The following is a 12,649-nucleotide window of genomic DNA, read 5'->3' as shown; positions in this document are numbered from 1 at the left end:
GACCGCCGTCGGGTTCCAGCAGTCCACCCCACCCTCCCCCGGCCGGGCCGGGGTGCCGCCACGCGTCAGCGCCGGGCGTACTCACGGAAGCCGCGGCCGGTCTTGCGGCCGAGGCAGCCCGCGGCGACGAGGTGCTCCAGCAGCGGCGCCGGGGCCAGCCCGGGGTCGCGGAACTCCGCGTGCAGCACCTTCTCGATGGCCAGCGACACGTCCAGGCCGACCACGTCGAGGAGTTCGAACGGGCCCATCGGGTAGCCGCCGCCGAGCTTCATGGCGGCGTCGATGTCGTCCAGGGACGCGTAGTGCTCCTCGACCATCTTGATCGCGTTGTTCAGGTACGGGAACAGCAGCGCGTTCACGATGAAGCCGGCCCGGTCGCCGCAGTCCACGGGGTGCTTGCGGACCTGGGCGCAGACCGCCCGCACGGTGGCGTGGACGTCGTCGGCCGTCAGGACCGTACGGACCACCTCGACCAGCTTCATGGCGGGCGCCGGGTTGAAGAAGTGCATCCCGATGACGTCCTCGGGGCGCGAGGTGGCGCGGGCGCAGGCCACGACCGGCAGCGACGAGGTGGTGGTGGCCAGCACCGCGCCCGGCTTGCAGACCTTGTCCAGGGTCGTGAACAGCTCCTGCTTGACCGCCAGGTCCTCGGCCACCGCCTCGACCGCGAGATCCACGTCCGCGAACGCGTCCAGCGACCCGGCCGGGGTGATCGCGGCCAGCGCGGTGTCCCGGGCCTCGGCGCTCATCCGGCCCTTGTCCACCGAGCGGCCCAGCGACTTCGCGATCCGGGCCTTGGCCTTCTCGGCCTTCTCCAGGCTGCGGGCGGCCAGCACGACCTTGTAGCCCGCCTTGGCGAAGACCTCCGCGATACCGCTGGCCATCGTCCCGGAGCCCGCCACGCCGACGCCGGTGACGGTCCGCCCGCCGGCGAGCTCGTCGGCGTCCGCCGGGCTCTCCGCGTCCGGCACGACCGTGGCGCTGCCCGGCGCGTCGTACGTGTAGAAGCCGCGGCCCGCCTTGCGGCCGGTCAGCCCCGCCTCGGCGAGCTGGCCCAGGATCGGCGCGGGGGCGTGCAGCCGGTCCTGGGACTCGGCGTACATCGCCTCCAGGACCGTCCGCGCGGTGTCGACGCCGATGAGGTCGAGCAGCGCCAGCGGGCCCATGGGCAGGCCGCAGCCGAGCCGCATCGCGGCGTCGATGTCCTCACGGGTGGCGTACTTGGACTCGTACATCGCCGCGGCCTGGTTCAGGTAGCCGAACAGCAGGCCGTCCGCGACGAAGCCGGGGCGGTCACCCACCGCGATCGGGTCCTTGCCCAGGGCGTGGGCCAGCTCCGTGACGGCCGCGACCGCGGTCGGCGCGGTGAGCACGGACGAGACCACCTCGACCAGCTTCATGGCCGGCGCGGGGTTGAAGAAGTGCACACCGAGCACCCGCTCGGGGCGCTGCGAATCGGCGGCCAGCCGGGTCACGGACAGGGCGTTGGTGCCGGTGGCGAGGATGGTGTCCGGGCGGACCACGGCGTCGAGCCCCGCGAACACCTGCCGCTTGAGCTCGTAGTCCTCGGGCACGACCTCGATGACGAGGTCGGCGTCCGCGGCGGCCTGCAGGTCGGTGAAGGTGCGGAACCGGGCCAGGATGTCCTGCCGCTCCCGCTCGGTGATCCGCTCGCGCCGCACCGCGCGGGCGGTGGCGGTTTCGAGGGCCGTGACGGCGTGCCGGGCCGCGGCCTCGTCGGTGTCGATGCCGATGACCTCGCGGCCGGCCCGGGTCAGCACCTCGGCGATACCGGTACCCATGGTGCCCAGGCCGACGACGGCCACGGTGGAAAGGGACAGGGGGGAGGCTTCAGTTGAGAGATCAGGGGTGGACTGAGGGCCCATCGCGAGACTCCTGAGGGTGTTCCCCTGAAAACAGGGGAGAAGTGACGACTGAGGGTGTCCGCAGGGCGCGGGGCCTGTCGTACGCGGCGGCGTAAACGCGGCGGTGAACCGCGGGAGCCGCAGCGCCGCAGGAACGCCTGCGGTGCGGGAGCCGCGGCGGGCCCTGTCCCGGGGCCGTGCCGTGTGCTCCGTACTGATGTCGTGCTGTGCGGTGCCGAACCGACTTCACTCTGTGGCGGCTGCGTCACCAGGCCGCCCGAGCAGTGGTGCTGCTCGTTCCAGCAGGTTAACCGGTGAGTAACCAGAGCGCCAGGGGTAGCGAGGGTCATTAGGCTGTGGTGCAGGCCACGTCGCGGGAACCGGGGCGGCCCGGCGGGAGGGGATCGGCAAATGGAAGAGGAATTCCACGAGTTGACGGACCGGGTGCGGACCGAACTCCGCTCCCCACAGGATCTGGTCGCCTACGAACGGTTGCTGGGGCTGGCCCGCAAGAACACCCCCGCCGGGCGGGAGGAGCTCGCCCGGATGCTGGTCGCCGTCGAACGTCCGCTGTGGGCCAGGGAGATCGCCGCCTTCGTCCTCGGCTGCGCCGGCGACAAGCGGGCCTTCGAGACGCTCGTGCTGCTGCTGAACTACCGCGACCCGGTGCGCTGCGCCACCGCCGCCCACGCCCTGGGCCGCCTCGGCGACCCCCGCACCGCCCGCGCCGCCGCCGCACTCGCCACCAACCCGCTGCGCACCGCCTACGCCCTGCACCCGGTCCGGCTGCTGGCCGAGCTCCGCGCGCCGCAGTCCGTGCCCGCGCTGATCGCGACCCTGGAGCGCCTGCTGACCCCGCACAACCCCTACTGGCGGGTGGCGCTCGCCTGCGTCGAGGGCCTGGGTGCGCTGGGCGACCGGCGGGCGGTCCCCGCGCTCACCGCGGCCGTCGCCCATCCCCGGCTCGCGGCCGCGGCGGCGGCGTCACTGGCACGGCTGGGGGTGCACGAGGACGTGCCGGCGCAGGCCGGTGGCCCCGGGGCGGGGGACGACGCCGGAGACGGCGGCCCGGCTCAGGGTGCGGAGCGGGGCGAGGGGACCGGCGGCGGCCCGCCCGGTTCGGGTGTCAGCGGGCGCCGGTAGCGCACCTCCGGGACGCTGCGGCCGCCCACCTCGTACGCCTCCTGTGCCCCGTCCGGCACAAAACCCGCCCGCTCGTAGAACCGCCGGGCGCGGGCGTTGCCGCGCACCACCCACAGATACAGCGCACGGTAGCCGCTCGCCCGCGCCCGGGCGGTACCGGCGGCCATCAGCGCGCGCCCGACACCCGTGCCGATCAACTCGGGCGCCACATAGAGGGCGAGCAGCTCACCGGCGGTCGGCAGCGGCGCGGGCAACTGTGCGGGCCCCGGGGCGAGATCGGGGTCCCTGGCCGGTCCGACGCTCGCCCAGCCGACGACCGCGCCGTCCCGCTCGGCCACCAGTTCCGACACCTCGGGCGGCCGGCGTCCGAACCACGCCCGCCGCCGCTCCGCGTCCGCCGCCACGCTCATCGCGTCCAGATACGCCTGCGGCATCAGCCCGCGGTACGCCGACTGCCAGCCGCGGACCCGCACCGCCGAGACCGCGTCCACGTCGGCCTCGGCCATCTCCCGTACCCGTACGGGGCGCGGCGGCTGCGCCCGGCTGCGTTCCTCAGGTCCCTGCATGCCGCAGAGGGTAGGGGCCCCGGGAGGATGGCTCCTCCTGATTTCCCGGGGCCGGCGGGCCGGGGCCGGCGAGCGGGGGCCGGCCCGCCGGTCACATCAGGGTCAGCTGGGTGGGTTCCGGGGGGGATCCGGGCCGGTCATCCGCGGGCGCGCCGGCCGGGCCGGGGGCGGGGTCCGCCGGCGGGAGCCTGCGGGCCGCGCCGGGCCGGGAGGGGCCGATGCCGTACTCCGCGGCGAACTCGTGGACCTGACGGGTGATCTGGCGCTGGTACCACGTGGGAGCGTAGGCGCCGTCGCCGTACATCGTCCGGTAGCGCCCCACCAGATGCGGGTGGTGGCGCTCCAGCCATGCCAGGAACCACTCCCGGGCACCGGGCCGCAGATGCAGCACGAGCGGGGTGACGGAGCCGGCGCCGGCCTCGGCGATGGCGCGCACCGTGGCCCGCAGCTGGTCCGGCGCGTCCCCGAGGAAGGGGATCACCGGCGCCATCAGCACACCGCAGGGTATGCCGTGCGCGGTGAGCGTGCGCACCACGTCCAGCCGGCGCTCCGGCGCCGGGGTGCCGGGCTCGACCGTGCGCCACAGCTCGCGGTCCAGGAAGCCGACGGAGACGGAGATGCCGACATCGGTGACCTCGGCGGCCTGCTGCAGCAGCGCCAGGTCCCGCAGGACGAGCGTGCCCTTGGTGAGGATCGAGAAGGGGTTGGCGTAGTCGCGCAGCGCCGTGATGATGCCGGGCATCAGGCGGTAGCGGCCCTCGGCGCGCTGATAGCAGTCGACGTTCGTGCCCATGGCGATGTGGTCACCGCGCCAGCGCCGCCCGGCCAGCTCCCTGCGCAGCAGTTCGGGAGCGTTGACCTTCACCACGATCTGCGAGTCGAAGTCCTGCCCGGTGTCCAGGTCGAGGTAGCCGTGCGTCTTGCGCGCGAAGCAGTACACACAGGCGTGACTGCAGCCGCGGTACGGGTTCACGGTCCATTCGAACGGCATCCGGGAGGCGCCCGGCACCCGGTTCACGATCGAGCGGGCGCGCACTTCGTGAAAGGTGATCCCGCGGAATTCGGGGGTGTCGACCGTCCGGCTGACGACGTCCGCACCGAACAGCGCGGACGGGCCGTCGCCGAGGTTGTCCCAGCGCATCGGGCCTCCTTCAGGAACCAGCAGAGCCCCCCTGCGCCATAATAGAACACATGTTCCCTTGAGGCTCGGCGGCCCTGAATTTGGGTGCGCCGCCCCGGGGTGGTTGGCTTGGCGGCGCATCGCAGGACCGGCAGCCGAGTACTGGAGGACCACACACATGGGGCAGGTCGAAGCCATCACGCAGCGCGAGATCGCGGCGGACCCGGAGGACGTGTTCGACGCGCTCGCCGACTACTCCGGCACGCGTCCGCAGCTGCTGCCCGAGCACTTCAGCGAGTACGAGGTCCGGGAGGGCGGCGACGGCAAGGGCACCCTCGTCCACTGGAAGCTCCAGGCCACGAGCAAGCGGGTGCGCGACTGCCTGCTGGACGTCGACGAGCCGACCGAGGGCCAGCTCGTGGAGAAGGACCGCAACTCCTCGATGGTGACCACCTGGGTCGTCACCCCGGCCGGCGAGAAGCGCGCCAAGGTCGTCGTGACCACCACCTGGCAGGGCGCCGGCGGCATCGGCGGCTTCTTCGAGCGGACCTTCGCGCCCAAGGGTCTGGGCCGGATCTACGACAGCATCCTCGACAAGCTCGCCGCCCACGTCGCGAAGTGATCGGCCTGTCCCACCCGTCACCCTGAGCGCTTGCCCTCACACTCACCGGTTCGGGTGGTTTCCGGTGGGCCGAGGCGTTGGGCCCACCGGAACGCTTCCGTACGGAAAGCCCTGATGGGAGCCCAAGAGGCGCTCCGGGCACCGCACTTGACGTCCCTTCCCGCCCATCACGCGCCCTTTCGCCGCGGTTGATCGGTGTTGTCGCCCAATGCGAGAAATTGGGCGGCAACAGGCGTGACGAGGGGAGCAGCACGTGGGCGGGACCACCCTGAGCGAGCGGGGCGGGCGGGCCGGGCGGACCGGCCCGCCCGCCGCCGGTGCGGCCACGGGCCCGGCCGGGGCCGTGGCCCCGGCCGCGTACGGCACTTTGCCCGGTCCCGCCCCCGGCGTACCCCGGGACCCCGCCCCCGGCGCACCGGCGCCGCTCGGCCCCCGCCGCCTCCGCCTGGTCGTCCTCGGCCTGATGCTGACGCTGCTGCTCGCGGCCCTCGACCAGACCATCGTCGCGACCGCGCTCCCCAAGATCGTCGGTGAGCTGCACGGCCTGGGCGAGATGTCCTGGGCGGTGACGTCCTACCTCCTCGCCTCGACCATCGGACTGCCCCTCTACGGAAAGCTCGGCGATCTCTTCGGCCGCAAGCCCGTCTTCCTCTTCGCCATCCTGGTCTTCACCGCCGGCTCGGCGCTGACCGGCTGGTCGCGGACGATGGACGAACTGGTCGCCTTCCGCGCCGTCCAAGGCGTCGGCGGGGGCGGGCTCATGATCGGCGTGCAGGCGATCATCGCCGATGTCGTACCGCCACGGGCCCGCGGCCGCTACATGGGCCTGATCGGTGCCGCCTTCGGGATCGCCTCCGTGGCCGGACCGCTGATCGGCGGCTTCTGCACCGACCACGCCTCCTGGCGCTGGTGCTTCTACCTCAACGTCCCGTTCGGCGTGCTGACGTTCCTGGTCATCGCCCTCGTCCTGAAGCTGCCCCGGCCGGCGCGCCGCGCCCGGCTGGACATCGCCGGCGCCCTGCTGCTCGCCGCGTTCTCCACCTGCCTGGTCCTGCTGACCAGTTGGGGCGGCACCGAGTACGCCTGGACCTCGCGGGTCGTCCTCGGGCTCGGCGCCGGTGCGCTCGGCTGCGCCGTGCTGTTCCTCGCCGTCGAGCACATCGCCGCCGAACCGCTGATCCCGCTGCGGCTGTTCCGCGACTCGGTCTTCAACCTCACCGGTCTGATCGGCGCCGTCGTCGGTGTCGCGCTCTTCGGCGCCGCCAGCTACCTGCCGACCTTCCTGCAGATGGTCGACGGGGCCACCGCCACCGAGTCCGGGCTGCTGATGCTGCCCATGATGGGCGGCATCGTCCTCGCCTCCCTCGTCTCCGGCCAGTTGATCAGCCGGACCGGGCACTACCGGACCTATCCCGTCCTGGGCTGCGCGGCGGCCGCCGTGGGGATGTGGCTGCTGTCGCGGTTGCAGCAGGACACCCCGCGCGAGGTCTACAGCCTCTGGATGGGCATCCTCGGCGTCGGCATCGGCCTCGTGCTGCCGGTGCTGGTGCTCGCCGTGCAGAACTCCGTACGCGCCGCCGATCTGGGCACCGCGACCAGCGCCAACAACTACTTCCGGCAGATCGGTGGCAGCGTCGGAGCGGCCGTCTTCGGCACCCTCTTCGCCGACCGGCTGGCCCGCGGGCTCGGCGAGCGGCTGCCCAGGCCGGCGCGGCTGCCCGACCCGGAGTCGATCACCCCGCAACTGGTGCGCGCCCTGCCCGCCCCGCTGCGCGACGGCTATATCGCCGCGTATGCGCACGCCATGCCGGGGATCTTCTTCTACCTCGTGCCGGTGCTCGTCCTGGGCCTCGTGCTCGCCCTCTTCCTGAAAGAGAAACCCCTGGTGTCCCACGCCTCTCCTGCCCCGCAGACCTCCGCGACCCCGTCGGCCCCGTACGGCGATCCGATCGACCCCGCCGCCGTGCCCCCGGCCCGCTCGACGACCGACGCGAGTGCCCCCCACTCCTGTGACAGCAGGGCGACGTATCCGCGCACACACGGCTACGGCGCCGCCGGAGCGCCTCCCGTCACGGCCGGCGTCCCGGTGTGCGGCACCGTCCAGCACCACGACGGCAGCATCGTGCCGCGCGCCGCGCTGACCCTCATCGACGTCGCCGGCCGCCAGGTCGGCCGCGGCGCCACCGGTGACGACGGGCGCTACGCCCTGAGCACGCCGGGAGCCGGCTCGTATGTGCTGATCGCGGCGGCCGGCGGGCACCAGCCGCAGGCCGTCAGCGTCACCGTCGGCGAGCGGCCGGTCGAGCTGGACGTCGTGCTCGGCGGCGCGGGGCGCCTCGCGGGCACCGTCACCACCGCCGACGGCACGCCCGTGCGCGATGCCATGGTCACCCTCACCGATGTCCGCGGCGAGGTCGTCGCCACCACCCGCAGCGGACGCGAAGGCGGCTACGTCATCGGGGAGTTGGTGGCCGGCGAGTACACCCTCGCCTCCAGCGCGCCCGCGTTCCGCCCCGCCGCCCTGCCGGTGACCGTGCAGGCGTCGCGGGAGACCCGCCAGGACATCGAGCTGGCCGGCGGCGCGGTGCTGCGCGGGACCGTACGGGCCGGCGGCGGCCGCCCGGTCGAGGACGCCCGGGTCACCCTCCTGGACGCCGGGGGCAATGTCGTCGACACCGCGACCACCGGGGCCGACGGGCTGTTCCGCTTCGTGGACCTGTCGGCCGGGGAGTACACCGTCATCGCCGCCGGATACCCGCCGGTGGCCACCGTCCTGCGGATGGCGGGCGGCGGCCGCACGGAGCGCGATCTCCAACTGGGGCACGAGGACTGAGCTCCGGGCGACGGCTGCGGCGGACGGTGCGCGGGCGGCACTCCCTGTTCGGGGAATGCCGCCCGCCGTACTGTGCGGCGGTCGTACCGTGGTGGGGGTGGTGCACGGCCGGTGTACGAAGGAGCAACCACCCATGGAGCGTGGCCCGTCGAACGGCGACGACCTGACCCTCGCGGCGCCCGTGCCCCGGGACGCGGTGCCCGCACGGATTCCGCTGGCGGTCGTGGTGGTGGGCGCGGACGGCCGGATCTCCCACTGGAGCAGCGGCGCCCACCGGCTCTTCGGACCCACCCCCGGCGAGGCGGTGGGCGCCCCCGCCGTCGATCTGATGCCGGTCACCGGTGCGCTCGGCGACAAGGGGTGGGGCGGGCGCACGGGCGGCCCCGAGGCGGGCAACGGCTACGAGGAGCCCAACGGGCCCGGCCGGGAGGGCGCATGGGGCGGCGGCGCCTGCCCCACCGCCGGCCGGGCCCGGATGGCCGCCGCGGGGGCCGGCCCGGTGGACCTGCTGTGGTGGGCGTACCCCCTGGTGGGTTCCGGCGCCGGACGTGTCCTGGTCCTCGCGGTGGCCGCCGACCGGCTGCCCGGCGAGGGAGCCACGGGCCACGGCGCGCGACACGAGCGCTTCGCGCCCGCCTTCGGGCCGCACACCGAGGTGCCCGGCGCCGCGGACCTGGCCCGCAGGCTGCCGGAGATCCTGCCGAGCATAGGTCCCCAGGAGAGCGCCCGGATCGTCGCCCGGATCCTCGAACTGGGCTGTCCGGTACTGGAGGTCAGCCTCCAGGAGCGGTTTCCGGTGACCCTGGACTGAGAGTCCGGTCGTGCCCCGTGGCGCCCGGGGCGCGTGAGGAGAGGGGCGCATGACGGACCTCGGTTTCCCGGAGTCGCGCCGCGGACCGGGACGGGCCCGTCGGCGGATCGGTGCTTCCGGTACGCGGAGGCGTTCGAGCGGTTCGCCGCGGGGCACCGGGAGGCGAGGGACGCCCTGCCCGAGCCGGACGAACAGCGGGACGTGGAGACCGGGATCGGGGCGGTCGGTCGGAGGCGGGACGCCCGTCCAGGGGCGGGGCGGGCGAGCGGCCGGGGGCCCACCCCTCAGAGCCGACCCGCGGCCCACTCGGCCGGCGGCGCGCCGAATTGCAGCCGGGTGATCAGCGGGCGGTCCCCGCGGAGCAGGGGCACGGCCGCGGCACGGGGTGCGAGCGCGCCGAGGAATCCACGGCCCGCGGGCAGCGGCACATCGGCCACGTCGCTGATGGCCGGATGGGCGTAGTGCAGCCGTTCCCGCTCGGCGGCGTCCATGCCCCACGGCATCGGGGGCAACCGATGTCCGCCGAGTCCCTTGGCGCCGGCCCGGGTGCGGGCGCTGAAGCGCCGGGACACGGTGTCGAACACCATCGAGCCACCGGGGAACGCTTCCGCGCAGGCGGCGATCAGCCGGCTCACCTCAGCGGGCCGCAGGTACATCAGCACCCCCTGCGCGGTCACCAGCACCCCGCGTGCGACATCGATCCCCGCCATCCACCGGCGCTCGCGGAGGTCGCAGGCGACGAGCCGCTGCCGAGCCCCGTGCGGCAGTACGCGGCCGCGCAGTGCCAGCGGTTCGGCGAGGTCGACGCTGACCCAGCGGGCCCGGCCGTTGTCGACCCGCCAGAACTGGGTCTCCAGTCCCTCGCCGAGCGCGATCACGGTGCCGTAGGGGTGTGCGTCGAGGAACGCCCGTACGACCCCGTCGAACCCGAGGGCCCGGAGCGCCAGGGCCTGTGCCAGCCACGGCCGGACGCCTCCCAGCCGTTCCGTGAAGGGGAAGTCGACCTCGGTGACGAGCTGTACGGCGCGCGGATCGGGCAGCACCGTGTCGGGACGGGCGGCCTCGGCGGCGCGGTGCTGGAGCGTCCACAACGCCGTTGCGGGAACTCCCTTGAGGTCTGTCATGACACGGACGGGCACCGAGTTCCTCCCAGAGTGCGACAGGGCGGCGCACCGACGGCACGCCCCCCCCGGGCCCACCGACCGCACCGCCCCCATGCCGCGTTGATACCGCCGCACCCGCCCCGCACGGGGCCGATCGGGGGACCGGTCACCCCGGGGGGTGCTTAGTCGTACCGCGCACCGGGCGCCATGCCTGCAACGCAGGAGGCGGGAATCGCCCGCACGGACGGAACGGACGGAGGAGACACCAGGGGAGGGGGAGACAGGGGGCAGCACCACCGCTTTCATGGCGATGGAGCGGGCGTTCGGCCCCCGGTCCCCCAACGCCCCCTCGGAAAAGCATGGTTGAGAGGCGACGGGTGCCCAGCGCTCCGAGCCGGCGGCCGCAGGCACCGCTTCCGGAACGCTCGCGCCTCGCGGGCGTCAGTGCGTCAGATCGCGGTGGACGACCCGGGCGGCGCTCTCGACGGTGTCGATGCCGTAGTCCATGGTGCGGTTGCCGGTGGAGAGGACGGCCAGGCCGTAGTCGTGGCCGGTGCGGGTGAAGGTGCCGACGCTGTTCACCCGCCAGCCGCCGGTGTCGCGCGGGAGCCAGCCGTTCTTGACGTGCACGGACGTCTCGGCGGGGGCGCCGGCGGGGACTCCCCAGCGCTGGTCGGCCTCCACCCGGTGCATCAGGTCGAGGGCGTAGCCGCGGGAGGACGTGGTGAGCACCGCGTTGTCCGTGGTGAGCAGCTGCATCAGCCTGAGCTGGTCGCCGGCGGTGACCTGGGTGAGGCCCCAGGCCTTGCCCGCGCCGGGGACGGTGTGCCGCATACCGGCGAGGGACAGGAAGTGCTGGATGCCGGCCGCGCCGATCTGGTGCCAGAGGGCGGAGGTGGCGGCGTTGTCCGACTTGGTGATCATGTCGGTGGTCAGCTTCACCTCGCGCGGGCTCAGCGTGCGGTGCGCCTCCTGGGCCTGCCGCAGCAGGGCCCCGAGCACCGTGACCTTCACCACACTCGCGGAGTCGAAGTGGGCGCCGGCCTTGAACTCGCAGCGGGTGCGGGTCTGCCGGTCGTAGAGCGCCAGCGCCGACGAGCCCTTGCGCCCGTGGAGCGCGTCGGCGAGGTCCCGGGACAGCGCGGGCGCCAGGCCGGGCTTCTTCGAGGTGCACACGACCCTGGAGCCGCCCACCGGCGTGCTGGCGGAGCTGGCCGAGGCCGAGGTCGCCGTGGTGAGTGCCGTGAGCAGTGCTCCGGCGACCACGGCCGCGGCCAGCCCGCGGCGCGTGCGGGTCGCTGTGCGTGATCCGTGCATGGAGGTGTGTCCTGTCCCGCTGGGTATCGGAGGCCCGCGATGGGGCGGCCGGCCTCGGGCGACCGACGGTGCGCCGGGCCTGAGTGGCCGCGCGGCGGCCGGGGTCCCGGACGAGAGGTCACGGTGACGATACGGGGCGGGGAAGGGGACGCTCCGGACGGATGGGATGGAATGTCCGTATTTATGCGGTATGTCGTGGTGTGACTTTCGACAAACCGGCGGGTGGGCAGGGGGTGGCGTGCGGGGGGTGGACGGGAGGTGGTCAGGGGGTGGCTTCGCGGGGTGGGACGGGGTGGTCAGGGGTCGTTTTCAGGGGCGGGGCAGGGCCTTGCGGGCCTTGCCGACGGCGCGGGGGCGCCGGGTGGCGGCCGCCCGGCGCCGGCGCGCCCCGGCCATCAGCTGGCGGCTGCGGAGTGCCATCTCGATCTCGAAGCGGGTCCGGGGATCGCGGAGGCGGGACCCGAAGAGCTTCTCGAGCTGGCGCATCCGGTAGCGCACCGTCTGCGGGTGGATGCTGAGCGCCTTGGCCACCTCCGGTGCCCCCATGCCGCCGAGCCAGGCCAGCAGGGTGGCTTCGAGTCGCTCGCACCGCTCCGGTGTCAGTCCCGCCAAGGGGCTCAGGTGGCGGGCGATCAGGGTGCGGGAGAGCGATTCGTCCTGGAGGAGCAGGAGGGCGGAGAGGTGGTCGTCGACGAACATCACGCCGGCCTCCGGCCCGTCCTGCGGGGACGCCAGGTCCAGCAGTCGGGACGCCGAGCGTGCGGACGCGGCCGCCTCGTGCGCCGGCACGGCATGGCCGACCACCGCGGCGCGGTGCCGCAGTACGCCCTTCAGCCGGGCCCGTCCGCTCTTGCCGTCGGCGAGCTGGGCGGGGATCAGCAGTCCGGGCGCTTCGTCCGGCGCGCTGACCAGACAGTCGCCCAGTGCGGACGCCACGAGGTGGATGTCGGTGTTGGTGCGCAGCATGATCGCGCGCACCTTGTCGGGCAGCGGCCGGCCGCGGCGTAGTACCTCCTCGATCAGGCGGGTGACCTGCTGATGGCCCCCTCGCTCGATGACTTCCCGGAAGCCTGGGTTGCGATCGCAAAGTGTTTGCGCGATCAGTTCGGTCAGGATCGCGAGTTGGTCGTCTTCGCTGTCGGCCCGGATGCCGCATTGCGGTAAGGCGTCATTGAGGGCTTCGCTCACCATTCTGCCTCTGTTTCATCGCGTGGGAAGCTGGTCCGGCCTGTTCTACCTCACCTGGCACGTGCCGTCGGCAGCTGACAG

General features: G+C 73.7%; 10 protein-coding genes. 4 read left to right on the top strand and 6 right to left on the bottom strand.

What is annotated here, in order from left to right; genetic code table 11:
* Positions 1-65: 65 nt before the first annotated feature.
* Complete coding sequence (locus AB0411_RS01965; protein ID WP_366415218.1) at positions 66-1,886, bottom strand: 3-hydroxyacyl-CoA dehydrogenase family protein; 1,821 nt, start codon at positions 1,884-1,886, stop codon at positions 66-68.
* Between the two features lie 390 nt (positions 1,887-2,276).
* Here AB0411_RS01965 and AB0411_RS01960 point away from each other — a divergent pair, with 390 nt between their 5' ends.
* Positions 2,277-3,008 (top strand): HEAT repeat domain-containing protein, encoded by a 732-nt coding sequence (locus tag AB0411_RS01960; RefSeq protein WP_366415217.1) that lies wholly within the window; start codon positions 2,277-2,279, stop codon positions 3,006-3,008.
* Here the strand turns inward: AB0411_RS01960 and AB0411_RS01955 are convergent.
* Together AB0411_RS01955 and AB0411_RS01950 are read right to left on the bottom strand one after the other, a co-directional pair.
* Positions 2,939-3,514 (bottom strand): GNAT family N-acetyltransferase, encoded by a 576-nt coding sequence (locus tag AB0411_RS01955; RefSeq protein WP_366415619.1) that lies wholly within the window; start codon positions 3,512-3,514, stop codon positions 2,939-2,941. The genes AB0411_RS01960 and AB0411_RS01955 overlap by 70 nt on opposite strands.
* Positions 3,515-3,665: 151 nt before the next feature.
* Complete coding sequence (locus AB0411_RS01950) at positions 3,666-4,715, bottom strand: Rv2578c family radical SAM protein (protein WP_366415216.1); 1,050 nt, start codon at positions 4,713-4,715, stop codon at positions 3,666-3,668.
* Between the two features lie 157 nt (positions 4,716-4,872).
* Here AB0411_RS01950 and AB0411_RS01945 point away from each other — a divergent pair, with 157 nt between their 5' ends.
* From AB0411_RS01945 to AB0411_RS01935, 3 genes are all read left to right on the top strand, one after another.
* Positions 4,873-5,316, top strand: coding sequence for an SRPBCC family protein (locus AB0411_RS01945; RefSeq protein ID WP_366415215.1), 444 nt, complete (start codon positions 4,873-4,875; stop codon positions 5,314-5,316).
* Positions 5,317-5,569: 253 nt separating this feature from the next.
* Positions 5,570-8,149, top strand: coding sequence for an MFS transporter (locus tag AB0411_RS01940; protein WP_366415214.1), 2,580 nt, complete (start codon positions 5,570-5,572; stop codon positions 8,147-8,149).
* 133 nt (positions 8,150-8,282) lie between these two features.
* Positions 8,283-8,960, top strand: a complete 678-nt coding sequence (locus AB0411_RS01935; RefSeq protein ID WP_366415213.1) for a PAS domain-containing protein — start codon at positions 8,283-8,285, stop codon at positions 8,958-8,960.
* Between the two features lie 284 nt (positions 8,961-9,244).
* On the opposite strand, the gene AB0411_RS01930 is transcribed toward AB0411_RS01935, so the two are convergent.
* The 3 genes from AB0411_RS01930 to AB0411_RS01920 form a co-directional block, all read right to left on the bottom strand.
* Positions 9,245-10,084: a class I SAM-dependent methyltransferase gene (locus AB0411_RS01930; RefSeq protein WP_366415212.1), complete on the bottom strand. Its 840-nt coding sequence runs from the start codon at positions 10,082-10,084 to the stop codon at positions 9,245-9,247.
* Between the two features lie 420 nt (positions 10,085-10,504).
* Positions 10,505-11,380, bottom strand: coding sequence for a serine hydrolase (locus AB0411_RS01925; protein ID WP_366415211.1), 876 nt, complete (start codon positions 11,378-11,380; stop codon positions 10,505-10,507).
* Between the two features lie 309 nt (positions 11,381-11,689).
* Positions 11,690-12,571 carry a helix-turn-helix domain-containing protein gene (locus tag AB0411_RS01920; RefSeq protein ID WP_366415210.1) on the bottom strand — a complete coding sequence of 294 codons (882 nt, stop codon included), beginning with the start codon at positions 12,569-12,571 and terminating at the stop codon, positions 11,690-11,692.
* Between the last annotated feature and the right edge of the window lie 78 nt (positions 12,572-12,649).

Origin of the sequence: Streptomyces angustmyceticus (assembly GCF_040701845.1) — a bacterium.
GTDB lineage: Bacteria > Actinomycetota > Actinomycetes > Streptomycetales > Streptomycetaceae > Streptomyces > Streptomyces angustmyceticus_A.
Note: the sequence above shows the minus strand (reverse complement) of the source record. Positions and strands in the feature narration are given on the sequence as shown.